General features: G+C 60.3%; 25 protein-coding genes. 2 read left to right on the top strand and 23 right to left on the bottom strand.

All coding sequences use genetic code 11. The features are described 5' to 3' along the window. Positions 1 to 45 precede the first annotated feature (45 nt). Positions 46 to 555, bottom strand: a complete 510-nt coding sequence (gene radC, locus BLU11_RS07710; RefSeq protein WP_090272795.1) for a RadC family protein — start codon at positions 553 to 555, stop codon at positions 46 to 48. Positions 556 to 977: 422 nt separating this feature from the next. Between radC and istA the strand changes: the two genes are divergently transcribed. Together istA and istB are read left to right on the top strand one after the other, a co-directional pair. After that, a complete protein-coding gene (gene istA, locus BLU11_RS07705; protein ID WP_090271454.1) occupies positions 978 to 2,498 on the top strand; it encodes an IS21 family transposase in 1,521 nt (506 codons plus the stop codon). Further along, the gene (istB, locus tag BLU11_RS07700) at positions 2,495 to 3,235 is read left to right on the top strand and encodes an IS21-like element helper ATPase IstB (protein WP_090271457.1); all 741 of its coding nucleotides are present in this window, start codon (positions 2,495 to 2,497) and stop codon (positions 3,233 to 3,235) included. Before istA ends, istB begins: the two co-directional genes overlap by 4 nt. Positions 3,236 to 3,348: 113 nt before the next feature. Here istB and BLU11_RS07695 read toward each other — a convergent pair whose 3' ends face one another. The 22 genes from BLU11_RS07695 to BLU11_RS07590 form a co-directional block, all read right to left on the bottom strand. Beyond that, a complete protein-coding gene (locus BLU11_RS07695) occupies positions 3,349 to 4,407 on the bottom strand; it encodes a PDDEXK nuclease domain-containing protein (protein WP_058152654.1) in 1,059 nt (352 codons plus the stop codon). Continuing rightward, the gene (locus BLU11_RS07690; protein WP_058152655.1) at positions 4,404 to 5,603 is read right to left on the bottom strand and encodes a tyrosine-type recombinase/integrase; all 1,200 of its coding nucleotides are present in this window, start codon (positions 5,601 to 5,603) and stop codon (positions 4,404 to 4,406) included. The genes BLU11_RS07695 and BLU11_RS07690 overlap by 4 nt, the downstream gene beginning before the upstream one ends. Before the next feature lie 214 nt (positions 5,604 to 5,817). Continuing rightward, positions 5,818 to 6,231 carry a hypothetical protein gene (locus tag BLU11_RS07685; protein ID WP_231702289.1) on the bottom strand — a complete coding sequence of 138 codons (414 nt, stop codon included), beginning with the start codon at positions 6,229 to 6,231 and terminating at the stop codon, positions 5,818 to 5,820. Next, complete coding sequence (locus BLU11_RS07680) at positions 6,231 to 9,362, bottom strand: tape measure protein (RefSeq protein ID WP_090272794.1); 3,132 nt, start codon at positions 9,360 to 9,362, stop codon at positions 6,231 to 6,233. Before BLU11_RS07680 ends, BLU11_RS07685 begins: the two co-directional genes overlap by 1 nt. A gap of 57 nt (positions 9,363 to 9,419) precedes the next feature. After that, positions 9,420 to 9,671: a hypothetical protein gene (locus BLU11_RS07675; protein ID WP_090272793.1), complete on the bottom strand. Its 252-nt coding sequence runs from the start codon at positions 9,669 to 9,671 to the stop codon at positions 9,420 to 9,422. 52 nt (positions 9,672 to 9,723) lie between these two features. Next, positions 9,724 to 10,320 (bottom strand): PH domain-containing protein, encoded by a 597-nt coding sequence (locus BLU11_RS07670; protein WP_157718623.1) that lies wholly within the window; start codon positions 10,318 to 10,320, stop codon positions 9,724 to 9,726. Positions 10,321 to 10,372: 52 nt separating this feature from the next. Then, complete coding sequence (locus BLU11_RS07665) at positions 10,373 to 11,125, bottom strand: phage tail tube protein (RefSeq protein ID WP_090272791.1); 753 nt, start codon at positions 11,123 to 11,125, stop codon at positions 10,373 to 10,375. Between the two features lie 12 nt (positions 11,126 to 11,137). Then, positions 11,138 to 11,329, bottom strand: a complete 192-nt coding sequence (locus BLU11_RS07660; RefSeq protein ID WP_090272790.1) for a hypothetical protein — start codon at positions 11,327 to 11,329, stop codon at positions 11,138 to 11,140. 12 nt (positions 11,330 to 11,341) lie between these two features. Then, a complete protein-coding gene (locus tag BLU11_RS07655; protein ID WP_090272789.1) occupies positions 11,342 to 11,779 on the bottom strand; it encodes a hypothetical protein in 438 nt (145 codons plus the stop codon). Position 11,780: 1 nt separating this feature from the next. Continuing rightward, the gene (locus BLU11_RS07650; RefSeq protein ID WP_231702288.1) at positions 11,781 to 12,098 is read right to left on the bottom strand and encodes a hypothetical protein; all 318 of its coding nucleotides are present in this window, start codon (positions 12,096 to 12,098) and stop codon (positions 11,781 to 11,783) included. Continuing rightward, positions 12,098 to 12,412: a capsid cement protein gene (locus BLU11_RS07645; protein WP_090272788.1), complete on the bottom strand. Its 315-nt coding sequence runs from the start codon at positions 12,410 to 12,412 to the stop codon at positions 12,098 to 12,100. The genes BLU11_RS07650 and BLU11_RS07645 overlap by 1 nt, the downstream gene beginning before the upstream one ends. Before the next feature lie 83 nt (positions 12,413 to 12,495). After that, a complete protein-coding gene (locus tag BLU11_RS07640; protein ID WP_090272787.1) occupies positions 12,496 to 14,514 on the bottom strand; it encodes a ClpP-like prohead protease/major capsid protein fusion protein in 2,019 nt (672 codons plus the stop codon). Then, positions 14,495 to 16,135 carry a phage portal protein gene (locus tag BLU11_RS07635; RefSeq protein ID WP_090272786.1) on the bottom strand — a complete coding sequence of 547 codons (1,641 nt, stop codon included), beginning with the start codon at positions 16,133 to 16,135 and terminating at the stop codon, positions 14,495 to 14,497. The genes BLU11_RS07640 and BLU11_RS07635 overlap by 20 nt, the downstream gene beginning before the upstream one ends. Then, positions 16,132 to 16,350, bottom strand: a complete 219-nt coding sequence (locus BLU11_RS07630; RefSeq protein ID WP_090272785.1) for a primosomal replication protein PriB/PriC domain protein — start codon at positions 16,348 to 16,350, stop codon at positions 16,132 to 16,134. Before BLU11_RS07630 ends, BLU11_RS07635 begins: the two co-directional genes overlap by 4 nt. Beyond that, positions 16,341 to 18,344 (bottom strand): phage terminase large subunit family protein, encoded by a 2,004-nt coding sequence (locus BLU11_RS07625; protein ID WP_090272784.1) that lies wholly within the window; start codon positions 18,342 to 18,344, stop codon positions 16,341 to 16,343. The genes BLU11_RS07630 and BLU11_RS07625 overlap by 10 nt, the downstream gene beginning before the upstream one ends. Beyond that, the gene (locus tag BLU11_RS07620; protein WP_090272783.1) at positions 18,319 to 18,855 is read right to left on the bottom strand and encodes a terminase small subunit; all 537 of its coding nucleotides are present in this window, start codon (positions 18,853 to 18,855) and stop codon (positions 18,319 to 18,321) included. The genes BLU11_RS07625 and BLU11_RS07620 overlap by 26 nt, the downstream gene beginning before the upstream one ends. A 123-nt stretch (positions 18,856 to 18,978) precedes the next feature. Next, positions 18,979 to 19,722 (bottom strand): hypothetical protein, encoded by a 744-nt coding sequence (locus BLU11_RS07615; protein WP_090272782.1) that lies wholly within the window; start codon positions 19,720 to 19,722, stop codon positions 18,979 to 18,981. Further along, positions 19,719 to 20,006 (bottom strand): phage holin family protein, encoded by a 288-nt coding sequence (locus BLU11_RS07610; RefSeq protein ID WP_090272781.1) that lies wholly within the window; start codon positions 20,004 to 20,006, stop codon positions 19,719 to 19,721. Before BLU11_RS07610 ends, BLU11_RS07615 begins: the two co-directional genes overlap by 4 nt. Further along, positions 20,003 to 20,377, bottom strand: coding sequence for a putative holin (locus tag BLU11_RS07605; RefSeq protein WP_090272780.1), 375 nt, complete (start codon positions 20,375 to 20,377; stop codon positions 20,003 to 20,005). Before BLU11_RS07605 ends, BLU11_RS07610 begins: the two co-directional genes overlap by 4 nt. A gap of 207 nt (positions 20,378 to 20,584) precedes the next feature. Beyond that, positions 20,585 to 20,920 carry an antiterminator Q family protein gene (locus BLU11_RS07600; RefSeq protein ID WP_090272779.1) on the bottom strand — a complete coding sequence of 112 codons (336 nt, stop codon included), beginning with the start codon at positions 20,918 to 20,920 and terminating at the stop codon, positions 20,585 to 20,587. Next, positions 20,920 to 21,123: a hypothetical protein gene (locus BLU11_RS07595; RefSeq protein WP_090272778.1), complete on the bottom strand. Its 204-nt coding sequence runs from the start codon at positions 21,121 to 21,123 to the stop codon at positions 20,920 to 20,922. Before BLU11_RS07595 ends, BLU11_RS07600 begins: the two co-directional genes overlap by 1 nt. A gap of 89 nt (positions 21,124 to 21,212) precedes the next feature. Further along, positions 21,213 to 21,584: an endodeoxyribonuclease RusA gene (locus BLU11_RS07590; protein ID WP_090272777.1), complete on the bottom strand. Its 372-nt coding sequence runs from the start codon at positions 21,582 to 21,584 to the stop codon at positions 21,213 to 21,215. Positions 21,585 to 21,586: the final 2 nt, after the last annotated feature.

The raw sequence follows: 21,586 nt of genomic DNA, 5'->3' as shown, positions 1-21,586 counted from the left end.
ACTGGAGCTATTGCGAAATGAAAAGGGGGCCGAAGCCCCCGCGGTTCAGAGCAACCCACGCTCGGCAAACGATGTGGTGTCCGCACCGCCTACGATGATGTGGTCCAGGGTACGAACATCCACCAGTGCCAGCGTTTCCTTGAGCCGCCGAGTCAGTGCCTTATCTGCGCTGCTCGGTTCGGGATGCCCACTCGGATGATTGTGCGAAATGATGACCGCTGCCGCATTGAGCAGCAGTGCCTCCTTAACGACTTCTCGCGGATACACCGATGCACTGTCGATAGTGCCCCGGAACATTTCGCTGTACTCGATCAGCCGATGCTGCGTGTCCAGAAACAGAATGGCAAAGACTTCATGTTCAAAGCCAGACAGTTTTGTGACCAGGTATTCTTTGACCAATGCTGGCGATGTAAAAGCAGTACCGCGCTGCATTTTCTGGTCAATGGCCTGACGGGCTGCATCAAGAATCTGGTCTACTGATGCTGGCAGGTAACGGCCCTGTGCGTCACGCACCAGCAGAGAGGAATCGAACGAGGAAAAGGATAGTTGCGACATGATCGTGCTCCGGTTGCTCGGGCGGATTTGCCCGGAACCGTGGTCAGCACGGCGCAGCGCAAGCAGTCAGGGGTCACAGACGGCCACAGGCCGCAAGCGTGCAAGCACGCGCAGCCCTTGACGGCGAGAACGCCGTGATACGGTGAAGGGAACAGCAAGACCGCCCCCCCGCCCACTGCACACACTCAGCTTTTGGCAAGCGCGGCGCGCAGGCCAGGATCAATGATCCGGGCCGGAGGCGTCAGGGATCAAAGCCGGATGGCCGTGATTCGCAAGAAGCGCGGGGCGCTGTTAATGGCCAATTAAACTGACCCACCTCTGGCCAACAATTTTGACCCACCCATGGTGGCACTGGCCACCGATCCATGTAGCGTCACCCGCCTTATGCACAGGCCGGGGACAGATCATTGAAGGAGTGGGTTGTGATTCACAAGATCAAGGGGTTGTACGACCAGGGCCGGGGTTTGTCGGTCCGTGCCATCAGCCGTGAGCTGGGGATTTCCCGGAATACCGTACGCAAGTATCTTCACCTGGATGAAACGCAGATCAGCGTCGCCATTGCTGACCCTTCGCGGACCAAGCTGCTCGACGGGCACCGTGATTATCTGATCAATCAGCTGATCCAGTTTCCAGCACTCAGTGCGGTCAAGTTGGCCCGACGTCTGAGAGAGCGCAGCGTTGATCTGGCGGTATCTGACCGGAGCATCCGCCGGTATGTACAAACGCTCAAGCAGCAGGTTGCCTGCGGCCAGTTCCGCTATTACGAACCGGTCGTTGAGTCGGTGCCGGGCGTTCAGTGCCAGGTCGATCCCGGTGAGTTGCGTGGCGTCATGATCGGCGGCGTGGAGCGCGTGGTGCATTTTGTGGTTTTTGTGTTGTCCTGTTCCCGGCTAATGTATGTCGGCCTGAGCTTCCGTCCGTTGGATACCGAGCGTTTTATCCAGATGCATGACGAGGCATTCCGTTACTTCGGCGGCGTCACTGAGGAGTGCATTTACGACCAGACCAAGATGGTGGTGATCAGCGAGCAATATCGAGAGCTGACGCTCAACCAGCGCTTCCACCAGTATGCAACCACGGCTGGCTATCGTATCCATGCCTGTGAGGGCTATGACCCGGAGAGCAAGGGCAAGGTGGAGGCCGGCGTCAAGTACGTCAAGCGTGACTGTTTCTATGGCGAGCAATTTGCGGACGAGAACGCCGTTCACCAGCATCTGCATGACTGGCTTGAGACCGTAGCCAATGCGCGTGTGCACGGCACGACCGGACAGCATCCTCGGGAGCATTTCGAGGCGCTGGAGCGCAGCCAGCTCAAGCCCTATCTGGTCCCGCAGAGCCTGCTGCACTTGATGCCTGCAAGAGAAACGCGCAAGGTCGACAAGACCGGGCTGATCTCCTGGCAGGCTAACAAGTATTCGGTACCCATGGCTTGGCAGCAAGCCCGTGTCGGTGTCAGCGCACAGGACAACCAGCTGCTGATCCATGACCTGGAGAGCGGCGAGCTCATCGCCACCCATGACCTGTGCAAGGCCAAGGGCCGGATGATCAAGAACAACAACCACTACCGAGACCAGACCCAGCGCATTACCGATCTGGAACACAGCATTGATGCGATCCTCTCCGATGATCTGGGCTCTGCCCTGTGCCAATTGCTTAAGCGGACCTCACCGCGTATCTACAAGGACCAACTGGTCGCCGTGCGTGATCTGCTCATGGCCCACGCGCCGGTTGATACCAAGCTGTTGGGTGAGTTGTGCGAGCGCAGCGAGCTGACCGCCACCGGACTCAGGCGCTACCTCGAAGCCTGGCAGCAAGCCAGGGCGCGAGGACGCGCCATCAGTGACCGCGAGTATGCGCCGGAGGCGGGTAGCCGCGTCGGCCATGCCGATCTGAATGCTTACGCCCACGTTGGCCAGTCGACTGGCCACGGAGTGACCCCATGAGCCTACTCGATAGCACCGTAGCGCAGTACCGCAGCCTTCGCCTCAGCGCGACCGCCGGTGAACTGACCGCCCTGCTGGCCAGGGCTGAAGCCAATGAGATGTCTTACCTGAATTTCGCCCAGTCGTTGGTTGAGCATGAGATCAACGCCCGTTCGAGTAGTCGTGTGAGCCGCAACCTCAAACAGGCCCAGTTCCCCTCGGAGAAGCACCTGGAGGCCTTTGATTACCGGCATCAGACCACGATCACCAAGCGACAGGTCAGTGCCTTGCTGGACTTCAGCTTTATCGATAACCGCGACAACCTGGTGTTCATTGGGCCACCGGGGGTGGGCAAGACCCACCTGGCCATTGGGATTGGCCACAAGGCCGTCCAGGCTGGCTACAAGGTGCTGTTCCGCACTGCACTGGCACTGGTCGAGGACCTGGAGTTGGCGGAGATGAAGGGCGAGCTGAAGAAGCGACTGAACCAGCTGAGCAAGTACGATGTGCTGATCATCGATGAGCTGGGCTACCTGCCGATGACCCGTCAGGCCCGGTATAACCTGTTCCAGTTGATCAACAACTTGTACGAGTACCGCTCGGTGATCCTGACCACCAACAAGGACTTCACCAGCTGGGGCGAGTTCTTCCATAACGACAACGTGGCAGTGCCCATCATTGACCGTGTAATCCACCATTCACACATTTTTATGCTGGGAGGGGAGAGCTACCGCTTGAAGCAGAAAACCGCCGGTTAGCGGTGAGCAAGTGGGTCAATTCTATTGGCCAAAAGTGGGTCAAAATTAATGGCCATTGACAGGCGCAGCCCGCGAGCCCGACGGCGGCACGCCGGGGTGCACGGGTACGATAATCAAGGCTTTTCGTCAGACTGCCGCTGTTCGATCTGCACCTGCGCCCGCCGCGTTGCCTGTTGCAACCGCTCCACCAATACGCCCCTCGGCGGCAAAGCAGTCAGGTATTCCGCAACGTGAATACCCGACTTATCCAACTCCAGCAGCTCGATCTGTTCGCGCTTCTTGCCGGTGCAAAGGATGATACCCAGCGGAGACGCTTCCTCCGGTTCCCGCTCATGCTTGTCGAGCCAGCGTAGATACAACTCCATCTGCCCCTTGTAGGCAGCCTTGAACTCGCCGACCTTCAGTTCTACCGCCACCAGACGCCGCAGCTTGCGGTTGTAGAACAGCAGGTCAAGATGGAAGTCTTCGTCGTCAATCGGGATACGTTTCTGCCGGGCCACGAAGCTGAACCCCGCGCCCAGCTCCAGTAGGAAGGATTCCATTTCACGGATAATGGCCGTCTCCAGATCGCTCTCCTGCCAGGTATCCCGAAGATCCAGAAAGTCGAGGATGTAGGGATCACGCATGACCAACGCAGGTGACATGCGTTGCGCATCGCGCAAGGTCGCCAACTCCTGCACGATCATTTCATCCGGCTTTTGGGACAGCGCAGTGCGCTCGTACAGCATCGAGCCGATGCGATCGCGCAGTGTCCGCACGCTCCATCGTTCGGCGCTGGCCATCTGCGCGTAGTAGTCTCGCTGGTGCGGGTCTTTCAGCGGAATCAGGGCGATGAAATGCGTCCAGCTCAATTGTCGTATCAGTGATACGACAATTGCCTCGTCGGGGAACGTGGCAGCAAACTGCACCATACGGCGCAGGTTTTTCACCGCAAAACTGCTGCCGTATTCCTTCACCAAGTCCCTCGCCAGAGTCGGGACGACTTCCTCGCCATAGTCAGCCCGTCGGCCTTCCAGAACCTGTGTATGGATACGCAGACCGATGCGCCAGTAGAGCATCGTCAGCTCGCTGTTCACTGCCGAGGTGGCGCGCTGGCGCGCCACCTCAATCAGTGTTCTGATATCGCCCAGCAGCACGGCAGACGGCGCGACAGATATTTTGCGCCTGCTCATACTGTTTCCTCTACGACAGGCCGTGCGCCGATGATCGTCTTGCGCCGGTTTGCTACCAGTTCGGCAGCCTCCCGCACCGGGGCATCCTCGGTGTGGACATAGCGCATGAACATCGCCACGGTTTTGTGTGCGGTCAGCGCCATGCCAACCTTCATCGGGATGCCCGAGTTGGCAATATCTGTAGCTGAGCGGTGGCGGATGCCATGCGTACCGACGTGCGTTACGCCAGCGGATTTCAGGGTACGAGTCCAGCCGTTGTAATACTCACCCGTTGTCAGATGCTTCATCGGGCGACGAGGCGAAGGCAGCACGTAAAGTGAGCCTTCATACCGGGGAGCGGTTGATAGCAGCCGATAAGCCTCCTCGCTCATCGGCTTGGACATGCCGCCTGTCTTGCTGTCCGGCCAGACCACGCGCCGGTTCTCCAGATCAACCCAACTCCACTCAAGCAACACTATCTCGGAGCGACGAGCGGCAAACTCAAACTGCAAACGAATCGCCAGCGGGATGACGGGATGCTCCAGACCCTCGGCTTCCAGGTCGTCGAGATAGTGGAACAGCTTGCCCATTTCCTCGTCACTGATGAGGTGGGTTGCCTTACCGGCGGGGAACATGGGGACATGTCGGCATGGATTGGTGCCATCAGGGCGATAACCCCACACCTCAGCCAAATTGAACATTTTCCGCATCACGCTGAACGTGCGATTGGCGTCCGCCGGCTTGTGGGCCATTTTCTTCATCATCGAAGCCACGTCCGGTCGCTTCACATCCTGTACTTTTATACGACCAAGCAGCGGGATGATGTTGCGGTCGATGACGCTCTGATAGCCTTTCTGTGTGCTGGGCTTATTGCGTTGGCTGGAGTGATCCTCCATGAACTTGACGCATAGTTCCTTGACCGTGGGTGCATTGCGCGCCTGAGCCTTAGCTGCACCAGGATCACCACCTCTGCGAACCTCGGACAGCCAGTTCTGCGCCAATGACCGGGCCTGCTCGACAGTCAGTTCCCCGTACAAGCCCAAAGCGGGCTTGCGACGCTCGCCGGCATTGGTTCGGTACTGAAGCATGAACACCTTGCGGCCTGTCGGGGTAATTTTGCACAGGAAGCCGGGAACAAGAGTGTCGCGCAGCTCGACGGGCTGCGCTTGGGGTTGTGCCGCATCGACTGCGGACTTAGTGAGCTTGATCTTAGCCATGATGACTCCTCGGAAAGACCCGATTCCAAGAGCCTGATAGGAGTCAAGCGGGTGGAAGCCGGGTCAAGTTTCAGAAAGCACCGGCATATGATGAATCGACCTAAGCTATTGATAAACTTGCTGTATCGAGCTTGGGCGTAGTTCAGCGAATTTCGGTGCTGGAGTCATGGTGAAATAAAAAAACCCGCACGGGGCGGGTTGGTAAGCGGTTGGGTTATGGCTCTGGGTCCGGCTCGGGTGGCGGGGCCACCGTCAGCAGGCGCAGGCTGATCAGATACAGACTTTCATCAGTCGGGTAGGCCTCACGAAACAGCGGCTCGGCTGTCAGCGATGCGCCATTGCTGCGGTTCCAGATGACGTGGTGCTGACGGCCGTCAGCGAGCGTCAACAGCATCACCCGGCCCAACTCGTTGCGCAGAGCCTCCAGCTGACGAACAACGGTCAGCGGCGTCCATGCCGCCCCGTTGGCACGCAGCTCGATCTCCCGGCCATACAGTTTGACGCCCTCCTGCACCAGCAGCGCGCCCGTGATGGAATGCTCCCGGGTCTGCTCCACCGGGTTGTGCTCGAACTCGTTGACCCATTGCAGCTGATCATCCAGCGGCACATCGTCCAGGGTGATGTACATCAAATGGTCCTCAATCCGGATTGCTCGAGTATCGACAGCAGCGCATCTTCCTGGCCCTGGGGCACGGCGACATCAACCGCACTGCCGCGCGCCGACTCCAGCCGAATGACGGTTGTTGGCGCAGCGGTTGCGGCTGCTGGCTGTGCCCCTGCGCCGGGTGCGGTGGCCTCGGTCGGTGCGCGGCGGTTGCTGCGCTCTTCCTGTTCGCGCACCTGGGCGGTCTCGGATGCGATGGCGCTCAACATGCCGATGGCCTGCTGCAGATCTCCTACCGCCTGCCCGTTGCCTGCAGCTTTGGCCTCAGCCAGTTGTGCTTGTAGTTCACGGCGGCGGCTGGCCATGCGTCGCTTTTCGATTGCCTCGGTGTTGCCTTGCAACCGATCCAGCTCGTCACGCACACCGTCCAGCGTGCTGCGGGCGCTATCACCAAGGGAGCGCATCTGCTGTTCGGCGCTGGCGATAGCGCTTTCCAGGGTGGAGAAGGCGGAGCTGTCAATGTTGAGACTGCCCTGCAGGGTCCTCGCCTGGGCGATGAATGACCTTATGCTCATCTCACCCTTGCTGTAGCCCTCGACGAGACTGTCAGCGCGGGCCTGCTCGGCCTTTTCGGAGTTTGCAGCTGCTGCTACGGCCTCCGCTGCGTAGTAGGCCATCCTGCGCGCACCCATGACCATAACGCCGATGCTCTTCTCAATGGTGGCGGTGCGGCGGGTCTCGCTGGCTGAGGCCTCATCGGTGGCGTCTTTGTTCGCATTGGTAATGCGCTTTCTGGCCTCCAGTGCATCGACGGACTTTTCGACACGCTCGGTCAGCTGGGTCTCGGCTTTGGCTTGCTCTTCAGTGGCCTGTGTAACCCGCTCCTTCTCTTTTGCCAGATCTTCCAGCGCAGTTTTGTACTCTTCAGCGGTGATCTTGCCGTCGGTGTACATCTGTTTAATGACGGCGCCGAGCTTGATGATGTCCATCTCGGTGGTGGACGCCTCAATCGCTGCCTGGACATCAGCGAAGGTCTCCAGGCCGGTGATCATCTCGTCCACGCGCTTAGCGGTGGTTGACGCATTGCCGCCCAATTCCTTGACGCGGGCGTTGGTCAGATTGAGGCCGTTGTTGTATTCCTCCTGGCTGATGTTGCCGGCGCGATAGGCGTCGCGCAGGGCTTCTTTGAGGCCTTCCAGTTGCTGGACCGTGGATGCAGTGTCGATCAGCTTCATGGCGTCTGCCATGTCGGTAATTGCCCGAGTCCCGGCCACCGCAGCGTCGAGGGCGCCCTGCTTGAATCGCTCGTTTAGCTCATCGACCTTGGCAGCTGTTGCTTGCGCAGCCTCGAGCTTTGCCTGCTCTGCAGCGACTGCAGCGGCTGTGACATCCTGCTGGGATTCAATGCTGTGCTGCGTCGTGACATCCCAGGCGTTGCGGATATCTTGTCCGTCCTGCTCGATCTGAGCCACGAACCCCTCACGCATTCCGAACAGCATATTGCGAGCGCTTTGCACCCCGGCCCGGAGCTTGTCGCCACCCAGCATGTCGGGGATTGCCGTGGCTACGGCGCCGATGACCTGCAGTACGCCATCGGCTACCCGAGTGACGGTGTAGCCGATGACGGAAATGCCTGATGTGACACCATTGAAAAGAGTGCGGAAGGGTGCGAAGAACAGCTGCAGCCGTGTTTTCGCATCGTCGATATGCTGGCCAAAGTCTCTGAACCAGCTGGCACTGTCATCAGCCAGCTGTTTGAAGTTCACCGCACCCAGCGACTGGGCAAACTCTTCAACCTTCTCAATGCCCTGAACAAAGGCATCGCTCAGCGCCTGCGCCAGGTTCTCCAGCGTGCCGTCCTGGTCCATTCGGTCTATCTGGTCGGCCAGTGCTGACAGTCGATCCTTGACCGCATCCATGGCGCCGGACTCGGCAATGCGATTCAGGAACTCAGAAGCGGCATTGCGCAGGCCGTTCATCTTGCCGGTGAGCGTTTCCAGCCCCTCAGCGGCCGCACCATCAGCCGACTTGCCAATCTCATCAATCAGCAGCTTGACCGCATCACGCCCCAGCAGGCCTTTCTGTGCCATGTCCTGCAGCTGGACGGTAGTTTTGCCCATGGCCTTTTCCAGCAGCGGCCAGACCACCACGCCGCGCTCAGTGAGCTGCAGCACTTCTTCCTGCTGGATCTTCTCTTTGGCCCACATCTGGCCAAGGGCGGCAGTGATGCCTGACAGGCGCTCCATGCCGCCGCCGAGCTGAACCGACTTATCAGTGATGGCCTTCAGGCTGCCATCCATCGGGTCAAGGCCGTAGGCTTTGAGCAGTGCGAATGCCTCGGTCACATCCGGGATCAGTTGCCCTGTTTGTTTGGCAAAGTCGCTGATCCAGGCGGTGGCACGCTCGCCTTCCTCGATGCTGCCCATGAGCCCGGTGACGCGCTGCTGCATCAGCTCGAACTCGCTGCCGGTATCCAGCATCGAGCGGATGCCGTCCCGCACCAGGTTCAGACCGCCCTGCACCAAGCGAAACGCAGCGTTCAGCGAGACGTAGGCGGCGGCAAATGCCAGCACTCGCTTGCCGGCCGAGTCCATGGCTTTCTTGGCTGAGTCGACCCGGGAGGTGTGCTCTGCCGTGGCGCGGGCACCCGCGCGCTGTTGCCGCTCCATGTCGCGGAGATGCTTGGTATTGTCAGTGACAGCGCGCTTGGCCTTGTCGACCTCGGCCGCAAGCCGGAGTTCTTCGTCAGCCAGCTTGCGGGTATCGATACCCGCCGCCTGCGCCGCGTCCTCGGTCTTCTTGGTTTCCGCCGTCAGCTTGTCCAACTGCCGACCGGCGCGGGCCGCTTCCCGCTCAGCAGCACGCAGGGAGTCAGCCAACCCTTTGCTTTTGGGACTCTGGTTCAGCTCTTCCCGAAGGTCGGCGGCTTTTTTCTCGGTGCGCTCCAGCGTAGTGCGAGCGCGCTCCGTGGCTTCGCTGGTTGTCCGCAGGGTAAACGCGAGCCCCTGCGCACCTTTGGCCTTGTCGAGCTCTTCGGTCAGCTCTTTGCCTGCGGTGCGTACCTTGTCCAGCGCCTCGGCAGATTTCTTGGCCTCCGGCGACAGCTCGTCTTTGCCTCTCAGAACGAACTGAATCAGGCGGTCTTTAATGGCCATGGATAAACTCCGGGCAATAAAAAACCCGCCGGGGCGGGTCGTTGTTAGTTGAAAGGCTTAAGCTGTGAGCGCCGCAGGGATGCTGTCTTCCGCTGCCTTGCGGCGGCAAGCTTCCATGGCTCTCTCATAGGTCCTGCGCAGCACAGAGGACTGGAAGTGTCCGTCCTTGAAATGGTCAATCATTTCTATGCCGGCCCGTGAGCCCAGCGCCCTCAGGCTCTGGTACATGTCGTACTTATTGAATATTTCAAACAGCGCATTGAAATGGCAGGTCAGCACATAGACCCGATACATGTCTTCATCGCTCATGGCGCCAGCCTGCTCCGCCTCCCGCTGCAGCCACCCACCGCTTCTAAATCCCTCAGTCAAACCTGATCTGCTCTATACGGCGCTTCACGTCAATGGGATCGCCGATGCGTTGAATGACTACATCGCTGCTGCCTCGCCCGGTCACCCGGACATTGCCGAATCCTAACAGCCTCCCCAGCACGCCTTGGCGAAGCTCCACGGTCTCAATAGAAGTAATGCGCATTTCTTCGGTGCGGCGACTGATGATGCCTGACTTGTAAATCACTCGGTGCGAAGTCACTGCCTGCTGAATTGCCCTTGTTTTCAGCCAGTAGAAAATAGCCAGCGGCAGAAGAAAGCCCAGAGTGAAAAGCGATGCTATCAGCCATAGCACGGTTGGCACCCAAGCAATCCAGTGCAGGCGGAACACTGCCTCTACAGTCTCTCCGGCCGACAAGGACTCCTTGATATAAGAAGGCACCCCATCAGTTGTTCTTAGCTTGGGGCGCCCGTTTGAGCGACTCCGTGTTGGTACAGGCTCGCCGGCCAGAGCTCGCCGGGCTTGTTCAAAAAACTTCGCAAAATAGATGCCGCACTGCGGACATTGACCGTCCGCAGCCTCCTGTTCTGCCAAGGTTAAATCATGCGTACATTTGGGGCACTGCTGCATATGGTTTCCCTTCCTGTTTATCAAGAGGGAAACCATACCCCACCTTATGGCATCAGGCCACTTTCGTTACCAACTGCATCTCGCAGAACTTGGAGATGTCGGTGGCGATGATGGTGTCATCGGCCAGCAGCTCTGCCGGGCCTTCCAGCTTCAGGTATTCCTGCCCCAGCACCGACATCTGACTCAGCATGCCGAATTTGACCCGGCGCGGGCGAAGGCTGAACGGCTCGCCTGATTGCGCGTCGTTGAGACCGGCGATGTAGATTTCCAGCTCGACTGCCGAGGTGGTCATCATTTGCAGCACGCTGGCAGCGCGAGGCGTGTAACTGGCTTTGACGCCGGCGGCTGTGATCTTGCCGCTGGCCAACACGATAATGCCGTGTGGGTTCAGCTGATAATCCGTGCCGACTGCCAGCGCTTCATCATCAGCACCTTTGACAGTAATGGTCTCAGCCAGATCAGGCAGATGTTTGAACGGTATCAGCTCACCCTGGACGCCGGCACCGATCAACAACTCATCGGTAATCGCATCGGTGGTGGCAGCGGTGATCGTGGAGCGCGTTACCCGGGCGACGTTTTCCGGAGTCAGGTCATACATGCCGATGGTGGCGGTTACGTCAGTGATGCGCTCCTGCACGTTGCGGTTACCACCGCCGCCACGGTAATTGGGCAGCGCCTGGCGGTTGGTTGCCCAGGCAATGTTGAATTGGTCGCAGTTACCGATATCGAGCAGCGGGTCCTGAGACTGATAGGCGCGGGCGTAGATGATGCCCTCACCGATGAACGAACGATCTGCTTGTGCCATGGTGGCCTCCGCTTATTGCTTGTCTTTGGGCGCGGCCGGGGCGGGCTCAGCCTTGGTTTGGTGGACGGCGCCAGCTTTCGCATAGCCGTGCTTGATCGCGTGCTCGAGCGCGTCGGCTGGCAGATCCTGCTCGCCTTTCTTGAAGAGCAGGACTTCTCCGCCCTTGGCGAAGTGAAACGCCTGGGTGATATTTGCTTTGGGCATGACTGCCTCCGGTTATTTCAGGGGTTGGACGTAGGTGATTTGCAAGGGCATGACATGGGCTGACCAGCGCTGGCCAGGGCCGGCCAGCATGGGGGTTTCTGGCATGAAGGCGACTGCCTGCAGGCCGGGGATGCCAAAGCCGCCCTGCTGACCTGTGAGTAGCCGCTTGATCAATACCCGCACGTTGCGCAGGGCCGGGCCTGCGTTGCGATTGCGAGTGATGGGTGTGATGTTCAGCGTCCAGCGCTCGCGGATGCTGCCTTGCCCTGCCCGCTCGATTTCCTCGGTGATGCCCGGCTGCACGATGATGAAGCTATCGGGCAGCATGGGGTCGTCTGAGTCGATGACGCGCAGCACGTTATCTTCCTCTACCAACAGACCCCACTCGGGCAGCGTGCCTAGGCGGGTCAGCAGATCGGTGAAGATGGTGTTCTGCATCTCGTATTCCATGTCAGGGCACCACGTAGAAGGTGATCAGGTGGCCGTCGTCTTCGGCGATGCCATCGATGTGGAGCGTTTTTCCATCCACAACAAACGCACCTTTGCGGTCGAGTGGCTGGATAAGACCATGCAGCACAGCGACGGTTATCCCGCGATCTACCGCGCCGCTGACCATATCCACCCGATCGACGTCCTTGTCGATGATCAGCGCCAGCTCGGTCGCCAGTACCGCGCCGTTACGGTCAAGATAATCGCCCTGGCTGTCGCTAAGACGATCAGCCCCGACCGCATGCATGCGCTGCATGAGTCTGGCGAACCGGGGCGCCATCAGTTGATCAGCAGCAGGTTGGCGGTGCCGCCGGCTTCATCGGTGACCAGCTTGCCGCAGGCGACCGCGCCCTCAGTGGCAGCCGCAACAAGCCCACCATCAGCCAGCCCAACAGCCGCGCCAGCAGTCAGGCCGCTGGCAGCGGGCACAGACCAGACGCCACCGGGATGACCAGCGAAGCTCTCACCGGCGGCCGCGTCAGCCACCGCAACCACTACCAGCGTACCGATGGCATAGATACCGCCCGATTTCACGCCGCCGGCAGGGGCGATCAGAGTAAGGACGCTGCCGTCCTGGATGTAATTCTTGGCCATGGGATCAATCCTCATTTGGCGAGTTCAGAAACGACGAAGCCCGCACGGGGCGGGCTTTCGTCGAAGGGGTTACAGCTGGGCTATCAGGCGCCGGGCATCTTAACCATGGTGCGGTGACTCAGCGGAGCCACACCGGCATCAATGCGCACCTTGAAGGCTGCGCCGTCAACGGTGAAGCCCTGAGTCTGCTCTAGGTAGGGTTTGTCGTTGCCGTCCAGGTAGGCCACCTCGATGGTGTCGTACATGGACTGATCCGCCAGCATGAAGCTGGTGGTGGCATTGAAATCATCCAGGCGCGGGTCGGAGATCACCTGTAGCTTGTTGCGCACCGGGTTCGGCACCTTGGCATCGACCAGTGCCGGGTCGAACTCGGCAGCCAGCAGCGCAATAGCTGTCGGCTCCAGCGCCACCGGGGTCAGCAGGTACTTCGGACGGATGTCCAGGGTGGCCTTGCCATCCTTCTGGGTGCGCATCTGCTGCATGCCCTTGCCGATGTTAGCGATGGACAGCCCGGCTCCGGCCAGCAGGTTCTTGTGGTCCGCGTGGAACAGCGCCTTACCGTCGGCCATCTGCGGGTTTCCGGTCAACACGGCATAGACCAGATCACCCACGGTGCGGATTGCCGCACGGCCCATCAGCTGCGGGATACGGGTCAGCGCGCTCAGGTCGTCGTTGATGACGGCCTGCCGGGTGATGCTGAAGAGCTTGCCGTAGGTGGCCAACATGATCTGCTCGCCGGTATCGCCAACGGTGCCGTACTTGTACTCAGCGCCTTCGGGCACCTTGTCCAGATTCGGGAAGGTGGACAAATCAACGCGCTTGCTTGCACGGAAGTCCGTCAGCGTTCCCTTGGCGGTCCACTCGGTGAAGGTTTCAGCAGATTCACCGAAGCCTTTGAGCATGGACTTATGCGCCACGTCGGCCAGCAAATTGCCGAAGTCGGAGCTGGAGTGAGTGAAGGCCAGGCCGACGATACCGAGGCGGTCCATGCCGGCGAAGCTGATACCGCGATGGCTCAGGGACGCACGTGCCAGCTCGCCCAGGCTCATGCCCGCGAACTGGTTGCTGGCCTCGACAGCGGCCATCATGGCACGGGCTTCGATGGCGTTGCGCACCGAGTCGCCGATGATGTTGCCGTTACCGGCATGAATGTGAGTAGCCGGGTTGGCCGGCGGTGCGGACGGGGTGGTGTCTTCGCCCAGCTTGGCCAGTAACTTGATCTGGGCCTGTTCGGCGGTGATCGTACTGTCCAGTAGGCAAGCGTTCAGCAGCTCTGCATGCGGCTGGGCAAAGGCTCCGAAGGCAGCGGTGATGCCGGCGCGGCGGCTGGTTTCTTCTGCTTGCAGTTGGGCGCGGATGCCGGCTTCGCTTACTACAGGTTCTGCCTGCGCTTGAGGCTGAGGGGTGTTCGGCACTGTAGGCTCCTGATGCGGCTCAACGGCCGGATTGTTTACAACGGTAGGGTTAGGCATGGAAGCCTCCTCGGGTGGTGGATCAAGGTTAATTTGAGCCACCATTTCCAGTGGCGTCATGACGATATCAGCAAACCCAAGCTCCAAAGCCTCTGCTGCACTGAGGTAGGTTTCCTGACGCGTCAATTCGAGCAACCGCTCTCGCGGCTGTTTGGTGCGCTGCATATAGGCGGCCAGCATCTTCTCGCCATAATCATCAAGCGCGTCGGCCAGGTTGCGGAGATCGTCTGCTACCAACCCACCTTCGTTGGGGCCGATGCGCGGCAAGTGGATCATGACCTGCGTGTTTTCGGGCATATGCACTTCGTCTGCCGCGCAAAGCACTACGCTCATCATCGAGGCGGCTATGCCGTCCACGTAAAAGCGCTTATGCCCCTTGAAGCGGCTGAGGATGTTGTACATGGCCAAGCCTTCGATGACGCTGCCGCCGCCGGAGTGGACATAAATATCCAGATGCGGCGCGCTCGCATATTGGCTCAGCGCCTGAGCAAGATCCTTGACGCGAAAGTCCAGGCCGATGATTCCGTATAAGGCAATAGCAGGCGCGGAACCGCGGGCGGGAGCAAATGCCGTGATGCCACGCTGTATGTCGCCGGGCTTGCCTGCAGCTCTACTGATCTGTGTCGGCATCTCCGCCTCCTTGATTGTTGGTTGTGGCCACGAAATCCGGGCCAGGCACTGCGAGATTGCCGCCGTAGAGGTTCACCAGCTCCCGCGCTTCGGCGGCGGTGATCATCTTCCCGACACCGAGGTAGGCTTTTTGCACCGCTTCGACTGGGCTCAACCCCTCCTTCTTCGCGGCATGGTAGGCGTCCGAACTGAACACCAGCCCTGCCTCGCGGTTTGCCTTGATCTCGGCTGTCCGGCTGCGCTTGAGCTCCTGCGGGTTACGGCCGCGGGCCCGGGCTACTTCGGCTTCATCAGCAAAGCCAGCTTTCACCAGCAGCTCCCAAGCGTTGGCCTCATGCACAGGGTTGATCCATGGCATAACTGGGCCTTGGTATACGGCGCCGCTGATGGTGCGCGGATCCACGTCAACCGGCACCTTCAACTCGCCGGATGCGATCGCAACTGTCAGCCAGTCCCGATAAATCGGGCGGCACCAGTAATCGATGAACTCATGCTGCAGCAGGTCGTACCCCAGCTGCGCCTCGACCAGCTCCTGACGCTGTGCGCTGTAGGTGCCGTCATAGCTGCGCATGATCGTGGAGGCTGCGCCGCGGGTACCGGCGGCAACGGCGCGCAACTGGCCATTCCGGAAACCTTCGAGGAACGGGTTTGGCCGGTTGCTCTCGATCATGCCGATGTCTTCACCCGGCACCAAGCTGTCGATCACCATGCCAGGACCAATGGGGAATGTGCGAGCTCCAGCATCCGGGCTGCCCGTATACAGGTCTGGATTCCCTTTCTTGATGTACATGGCAAGCGCTGCACTGATGCGCGCAGCCACCCGCTCGGATTCTTCGTAGTCCTTGATCTCAGCCAGGCGGATCAGCACGGCATGCAGCAGCGGTACGCCCCGGTTCTGGCCGATGCGCTTGCGGTGAGCGATGTGGATGATGCGGTGGGCCTCCACCCGCTTGGTGGTGGTCCAGTCCATCCAGTAACCCTGCATATCGCCTGGGTGCTGCTTGTACAGGTGGTACGCCCGCACCCTGCGCCAGGCATCACGCTCGATGCCCTGCAGGATGCCCTTGGAGATATCGTTGTAATCGAACGGGAGGTAGTCCGGTTCGAGCAGCTCCAAGGCGAACGGCACGCGGGTCAGGTGCGTGTAGTTGGCAACACGCCCGCGCAGCTTCTGCGCCAGGGCCTCGCCGTCTCGCAGCCAGGTGCGGCATACCAGCCGCTCCATCTGCGGGCGGGTCAGCTCTCCGGAGGCTTCCGGCTTGAGTGACCACTCTGCCCAGGCGGCCTTGATCTGCGCGGCGAACTCCAGGTGCACGTCACCAGCCAGATCCAGTGGCAGTGGCTCGATGCCGATGCCGGCACCGCCCACCACGCGCTCTTCCAGCCGGTCAAACAGGCCGGTGACAAGGTCGTGGTTCTCGTCCAGGTACCGCGCCTGCTCTCGCAAAGACTTGCCGGCCAACTGTATTGCCAAGTCAGCACTGTGCGGCTCGCCTTTGGCTTTGTGTGTCCGGCTGGGGCGCGCCGCCTCATAGGCTTTGATGGCCTCGCGGGCGCCAAGGCGTGACACCACCATGCCGGGGCTGAATGGCTCGATGATCTTATCAATCAGGTTCTTCATTCGAATGTCGCCAGTGAGTAGCCGAATCGTCCGCCCTTGGTGTTGGCGATTTCAGCTGCCAGCCGGCGCTCCCATTCGCTGCGCCCTTCACGGATCTGGTTCAGATCGGCCATGGTCAGCGTTCGGCCGCCAAAGGTAACGCTGCGCCCTTCCAGCACGGCCATTTCGGCTTCGATGTACTTGTCCACCATTTGCTGTGCGCGAGTCATAGCCATGAGCTTCCTGTGTCAATTTGGAGCCAGCCGCCTGCCGGCGGTGCTGAGGGTGTATGCGCTGTTGGTGTGGGTGTTTTGTCGATAACTTCCGCTTCAACCGGCTTGGCCAACTCTGCGGCGAGTGCCTCAAGGTCTAGCCCGAACCGCTGCTGGCTGATGCGCAGCGCGGCTAGGGCGTACACCAGGCAGTCCAGCGCCTCGTTGCGACGGCCGCCAGCATCCCAGCGGTAGACCCGCCGGCCCTGCACCACTTTCAAGCGCTTGGTCTCGGCGGTGAGCTGCTTGAGTTCGTCTTCGTCGCAGATATCGTCATTGGCCGGGAAGTGGATAACCCCCGGCTGCGGCGCTGCGCACTTGGCGATATCCGGCTGGTTCTTCAGCCGGTTGTAAATCAGTTCCTTGGCGTTGTCGGTGCCGACCTCGGTGGAATACACCCGGGCCCGGTTGCGCTTGCGCGGGAAATTGGCAATCGGCTTGCCGTAGGTATTGGCACCGAAGATCGGTATCACCCACATCACGCCATGCTTACGGCTTTCGGCATACACCTCATCGGTGTAGTGACCGCCGGAGTCCCAGCACCAACGCTCCACCCGCATCACCACGCCATCGGCCCGGGTATATTGCTGGTGCAGTTTGAGCCCAACCTTACGGCGCAGCTCCTCGCTGGCTGGGTCGCCGTAAAGGATCCAGCGATCGACCAGCCACATTTCCTCACCGGCACCAACCGCCCAGACCCGGCCTTCATAACGATCATCCTGGGTATCGATACCGCCCTGGAGGGTCAGCCCTAGCTCGGGTACAGTCGGGTACACCTCGCGGCGGGCGTACAGCAACTCCCAATCAACCTTCTCCCCCTGAGCCGCCTCCCAGACTTCGCCCAGCGTGGTGTTGGTGAAGGTCTTCAGGCGGTTGATGTCGCCCTTGACCTTGTAGAAGTCCAGAACGATCCGACCCCAGGTGGTGAAGGGGCTGTAAGCAGTCCATACGTGCCAGGTAACGCTATCGGGGGTGGGCACCAGCTCGCCGGCCGGGTCGTAGAAGTCATACCCGTCCCGCGTCCAGATGCCGGCCTTCTCGCAAATCCAGCGCCCCTGGGGGTGCTGCTCCTGCATCTCGTGCTGCTGGATAACACAGCCGGTGTGCTCGCAGAGGTACCAAGGCGCACCCGGTTTGCCCGGATCCCACTTGATACCGAAGTCGCAATCCTTGCCGCCCCACTTGAGGTACTGCTCTTTTGCACAGTGCGGGCACGACAGGTGAAACCGGAACAGGTGCGGCGACTCATCAGCCGCTGCAGTGATTTGGCAGCGGATAGCGTCATCGCTCTCCGGGTCGCCTTCATTGGTCTTGGGCGTACTGCCCCGGATCGACTTCGGGAAAGTGGAACCTTCGATCCGCTTGTCGCCGAGGAAGGTCGGGCTGCCCTCCTTCTCCACGTCTGGCTCGAACGCAGCCAGCTCGTCATAGATGATGGTGTCGACCGACTTCTCACGGTAGTTCTTCGCTGCCGCACCACCGAGGCACCAGAGCTGCTTTGAGTGGCTGAACCGCTTGGTATCCAGCGTATTGTCGCGATGCTTGACGCCGTACCATGGCGCCAAGGCCCGGATAGCCGGCACGTCCCGGATCATGGTTTCGACGTGGGCTTTCATGAAGCCCGCTGCGGCGCCATCGGTGGGCAGCAGTATCAGAATGTTGCGGCGTTTATGCTCGACCTGATAGGACGACGCGGCCTGCTGCATTTTCGAGTAACCGACCCGGGCGGACTTAATGACGTTGACCGTGCGGATCTCGTCATTGCCCATGCTGTTCAGGATCGCAACCTGAAACGGCAGGGTCTCCCAACGCCCTTCCTGATAGCTCGATTCGCTGGACAGGTAGAAGTTCTCGTCTGCCCACTCTACCGGCGTCTGCGGTGCTGGGCGGTATAGCGGCTGCAGCCCCTGCCGCACTGCCGAACGCAGCTCCTTAATCTGTGCTGTCGAGATACTCATCCAACATCTCCGGTAGACGCTCGTCCAGCAGCGCCGCCCGGTTGCGGACTTTGGCTATCTCGCGCTGTACCGACTCGATATGGCGGACTTCAAGGTCCGGATGCCGGCGTTTCAATGTCAAGGGCAGTGTATCCAGCCCCGATGCAATCTCCGCCGCCACGCGCGATAGCACATACATGGCGAACTCAGTCGGGACAGATGTGCGCTCGGTAATTTGGTTCTTCAGCTCATGACCGTAAGCCTGCGCCGCGGTCAAACGCAGTCGCTCCTGAGTCAGCTTTGCTTCAGCAAGCGGGTCGATCCCCTCAAAGCCGGCGGGTTTGTGTTTCTCCGCCTGGTGGCCAAGGCGGTTTTCCAGCACGGCTTCGACCGTGAAGAAGGCTTCCCGGCCAATGCGCTCGACAGGCTTGATGCCCCATTTATCGAAGGCTTGGACAGAAATGCCCAGGCTCGCGGCCATCTCCGACTTGTTCAGCCAGCCGCGCTGTTTTGTGGTGGTGGACTTGGCCATGAATAAACAACAACCTCGCCCTGGAAAAATCTCATATGTAGTCCGAGGTCGGGCCTCGAATTACCCTCAGTGGGGGTGGGGCCCGGGAGGACCCGTCAGGATTTCCGGGGATGCGAACCTCTCTCATCTGCCCGAGCCCGCCAGGGTACTGGCCACCGCCTTGTCGACGGCAGCTTCAACCAGGGCATCGTTCTCGGAGACCTTGCGAACCGTGCCGTGGAAGTCGAACCGGGGCGCGTACTGGGGTTGCTTGACGAAGGCGAGCACCACCTCAACAGCCTTGCCACGACGCTCTGCGATGCCAATCGGTTGGCCCTCTCGGCGCAGAATAAAGAATGCATCCTCATGCCCTTTGGCCTTGGACCGGCGGCTGCCGGTAGCGTTGTGATCCGAGCCGGACCGGTCGAACACCTTCAAGCCTGAGAGCATCTGCATCAGATGGCCCCGGCTCATGTTGCCGTACGCATCAAGGCGCGCACCCTTGCCAGGCACCGCATACAGCCCCGCAGGCAGGACACCTTTGGAGCGCAGCATCTTCTCCGACGCCTTGAGCGCCCGTTCGCCGCCATATACCTGGGGGCCGAACCAATCTTCAGGCGCCTGCCCTTTCGATGCACCGCTCTTCTCGTCCTTCACCCAGATCGCGGCTTCAGGATTGGATGGCTTGGCATACTGAATGCGGAAGGCATTGAGGGTGAACGGCGTAGGCCGGTCGAATACCGTGTTCGCTTCCACCACCAGGTGCTCGTTGGCAACCTTGACCACATCGTTCATTGCCTGAGCCTGCGCTTTACCGGCCATACTGCCCAGGCTTTGGATCTGGGCCAGAGCATCATCAAGATCGGTGATTTTCAGCGAAGCTTTCACGGGTCTACTCTCAACACCGCCGCCACGTTGCCCCGGGCTCTGCACACCAGCACCATGAGCACGGTCAGGACGATCAGCAGGAATGGCGATACGCCCTGCGCGTGCTTGCCCAGCAGCATGGCCAGCAGCACCGACAGCGAATAGCAGCCCGAGCCTACAGCCAGCAGGTATGCGCACACCGCCACTCCTGGGCGATAGCGGGCACCGCGACGGCGATATGACGCGATTCGCCAGCAGATTGCCCCGCACACACCAGAAGCGAGAAAGGTCCAGATATCGATCATCTGCGTCCACCAGGTCGGATCCAGTCAGCGACTGCTGAAAGCCATCCTGGCGTCTTGCCGCCCTGCACCCACTCCAGCAGGGAGACACAGACCACAACCGCGAAAAGGGCGCCGAAGAATGCTGGCAGCCCGCTTGTTATCGACCATTGCTGCCCGATCGCCTCGACGGACACGTAGTAGCCCACGATCCATGACGCCACGAAGTAGCCCACGCGAGCCAGGGCCGACAGATCCTTGGCGAACACCATAAAGAAGAGCGCACCGGCAAAGGCACCAATGATGGCATTGGCATCAACGCCTGGCACGAGGCTGGCGGCCGTGACTCCGAGTAGCCCGGCTGTCGCTACTACTCCGCTGCTCGGGTCAGACATCAGCTCATTCCTTCGTTTGATTCCGGTCCACGACGCAGCAGCATCTGCTCGGGGCGAAGACGAGGCGCGAGACCGGAAATTCGGGCAACAAAAAACCCGGCGCGAGGGCCGGGTTTCGGGATGTGATTTTGAAGCGGTAAAACCGCATAGTGGTAAGAAATCTATAGTTTCTCCGCGCGGACGTCAAGCCTTTTGCAAGCGTCTCATCTATGCTGCTATCCGCTTCGGTTCCAGAGCACCATCTATCCACGCAATACCCGCGTTGATCAGCTGCCGGGCCTTGGTCTCACCGACCCGCATGCGCCGCGCTACATCCATTAGCGAGGCGCCGGAAGTATAGTAGCGAATCACTACCTCTCCAGCTTCGGGATAACGCCGCCTTAATCGTCCCACCAGCCCATCAACAACCAAGGCTTCATCGTCAGATATAGCAGCCAGCGGGCGCTCGCCTGGCGCCTGGCATGCCGAGACGCCCGAACCCTGAACCACCCAGATGCCCCATTGCTCCAACAATTCCTCAGTAGCTCGATCAAAGGCCATCATCAATCCCCCGTCCAGTTGCCGCGGTGGCCATTGCGGTCTTTGTCCCGATAATCTTCTTCCGGCCCGAAGGTGGATTCACGTGCCGCATATAGGCGCAAGCGCTGGTTGGTTCTGGTCAGCATCCAGCCGAGCTGCTGCACCAGGTCCTGCCCCGGCGTGGGTAGCCAGCCGACGCCGTCGCACTCCAGGCAGATCAATTCCATACATACGCCCCGGGTTACGCCAGATCCGCTGCAAGCTGTGCAGATAGACGGTGGCGTGACACCCCGGCGTGACGTGTTTGCAGCTCCGCTCATGCGCTCACTTCCCCGGCAATCCGAACCAGCACCGCGCCACCTCTCATCGGCTCGCCCATGCGGATGGTGGTCACGAACCGGCTGTCATCGATACGCAGGGCATCGGCAATGCCATCGCGGCCCGACTTGAAGCTGGCCAGGCAGTTGTCGTCATCCCGGCGGCGGCGATCCGGTGGGCAGAACTCCACATCCAGAAGCACCTTGCCTTCGGGTGCCCGCAGGCCCGATTCCAGCGTCAGCGCAAGGCAGGTGATGCGGTAGATCTTGGCCGCCTTGCTCTTCTTGGCCCAGTGAACCCGGGCGTTCGGGCTCAGCTCTTTCGATGGCCACGGCAGTTCGACTACCGAGAATTCGTTGTTTTTCTGCATTC

Source organism: Halopseudomonas litoralis (assembly GCF_900105005.1).
In the GTDB taxonomy this organism is placed as follows: Bacteria; Pseudomonadota; Gammaproteobacteria; order Pseudomonadales; family Pseudomonadaceae; genus Halopseudomonas; species Halopseudomonas litoralis.
This window is presented reverse-complemented; position numbering and strand designations above follow the sequence as displayed.

Coding starts and splice junctions, on each gene's coding strand:
- BLU11_RS07600 (WP_090272779.1), bottom strand. CDS start 20,920: ATGATGGCCTTTGATCGAGCTACTGAGGAATTGTTGGAGCAATGGGGC.
- BLU11_RS07590 (WP_090272777.1), bottom strand. CDS start 21,584: ATGCAGAAAAACAACGAATTCTCGGTAGTCGAACTGCCGTGGCCATCG.
- BLU11_RS07675 (WP_090272793.1), bottom strand. CDS start 9,671: ATGAGCGATGAAGACATGTATCGGGTCTATGTGCTGACCTGCCATTTC.
- BLU11_RS07660 (WP_090272790.1), bottom strand. CDS start 11,329: ATGCCCAAAGCAAATATCACCCAGGCGTTTCACTTCGCCAAGGGCGGA.
- BLU11_RS07605 (WP_090272780.1), bottom strand. CDS start 20,377: ATGTCTGACCCGAGCAGCGGAGTAGTAGCGACAGCCGGGCTACTCGGA.
- BLU11_RS07610 (WP_090272781.1), bottom strand. CDS start 20,006: ATGATCGATATCTGGACCTTTCTCGCTTCTGGTGTGTGCGGGGCAATC.
- BLU11_RS07650 (WP_231702288.1), bottom strand. CDS start 12,098: ATGGCGCCCCGGTTCGCCAGACTCATGCAGCGCATGCATGCGGTCGGG.
- BLU11_RS07665 (WP_090272791.1), bottom strand. CDS start 11,125: ATGGCACAAGCAGATCGTTCGTTCATCGGTGAGGGCATCATCTACGCC.
- BLU11_RS07690 (WP_058152655.1), bottom strand. CDS start 5,603: ATGGCTAAGATCAAGCTCACTAAGTCCGCAGTCGATGCGGCACAACCC.
- BLU11_RS07670 (WP_157718623.1), bottom strand. CDS start 10,320: ATGCAGCAGTGCCCCAAATGTACGCATGATTTAACCTTGGCAGAACAG.
- BLU11_RS07680 (WP_090272794.1), bottom strand. CDS start 9,362: ATGGCCATTAAAGACCGCCTGATTCAGTTCGTTCTGAGAGGCAAAGAC.
- BLU11_RS07630 (WP_090272785.1), bottom strand. CDS start 16,350: ATGGCTATGACTCGCGCACAGCAAATGGTGGACAAGTACATCGAAGCC.
- BLU11_RS07595 (WP_090272778.1), bottom strand. CDS start 21,123: ATGGAATTGATCTGCCTGGAGTGCGACGGCGTCGGCTGGCTACCCACG.
- BLU11_RS07620 (WP_090272783.1), bottom strand. CDS start 18,855: ATGGCCAAGTCCACCACCACAAAACAGCGCGGCTGGCTGAACAAGTCG.
- BLU11_RS07655 (WP_090272789.1), bottom strand. CDS start 11,779: ATGGAATACGAGATGCAGAACACCATCTTCACCGATCTGCTGACCCGC.
- radC (WP_090272795.1), bottom strand. CDS start 555: ATGTCGCAACTATCCTTTTCCTCGTTCGATTCCTCTCTGCTGGTGCGT.
- BLU11_RS07645 (WP_090272788.1), bottom strand. CDS start 12,412: ATGGCCAAGAATTACATCCAGGACGGCAGCGTCCTTACTCTGATCGCC.
- BLU11_RS07640 (WP_090272787.1), bottom strand. CDS start 14,514: ATGCCGACACAGATCAGTAGAGCTGCAGGCAAGCCCGGCGACATACAG.
- BLU11_RS07635 (WP_090272786.1), bottom strand. CDS start 16,135: ATGAAGAACCTGATTGATAAGATCATCGAGCCATTCAGCCCCGGCATG.
- BLU11_RS07625 (WP_090272784.1), bottom strand. CDS start 18,344: ATGAGTATCTCGACAGCACAGATTAAGGAGCTGCGTTCGGCAGTGCGG.
- BLU11_RS07685 (WP_231702289.1), bottom strand. CDS start 6,231: ATGTACATCACCCTGGACGATGTGCCGCTGGATGATCAGCTGCAATGG.
- BLU11_RS07695 (WP_058152654.1), bottom strand. CDS start 4,407: ATGAGCAGGCGCAAAATATCTGTCGCGCCGTCTGCCGTGCTGCTGGGC.
- istB (WP_090271457.1), top strand. CDS start 2,495: ATGAGCCTACTCGATAGCACCGTAGCGCAGTACCGCAGCCTTCGCCTC.